The following is a 274-nucleotide window of genomic DNA, read 5'->3' on the forward strand; positions in this document are numbered from 1 at the left end:
CTGGGTGCCGTGGCGGCAGGATTGTTCTCCTGCCACATACTGATGGTGAACAACCTACGTGATATCGACGAAGACCGCGAACATAACAAACGTACGCTGGCCGTGCGTATGGGGGAGTCCGGCGCACGCACGTTGCTGATTGTGTGTTGTGTTATTGCATGGATTATTGCCCTACTGATGTGCGGCACATTATGGTGGCCGTGGGGTGTGGTGCTGCTGCTCTCTGGAGCGGGTGTGCCGGTGCGCATGATTTCCAGCGTCAAGAAGCATGCAT

1 protein-coding gene is annotated in these 274 nt (G+C 56.2%); it reads left to right on the forward strand.

The window, feature by feature from the left end; translation table 11 throughout:
• Positions 1-274 (forward strand): prenyltransferase (locus EIK80_RS25890; RefSeq protein ID WP_199743661.1); only part of this gene is annotated, 274 nt, incomplete at both ends.

The sequence above is a fragment of the Caulobacter sp. 602-1 genome (assembly GCF_003931565.1).
Lineage (GTDB): Bacteria > Pseudomonadota > Alphaproteobacteria > Caulobacterales > Caulobacteraceae > Caulobacter.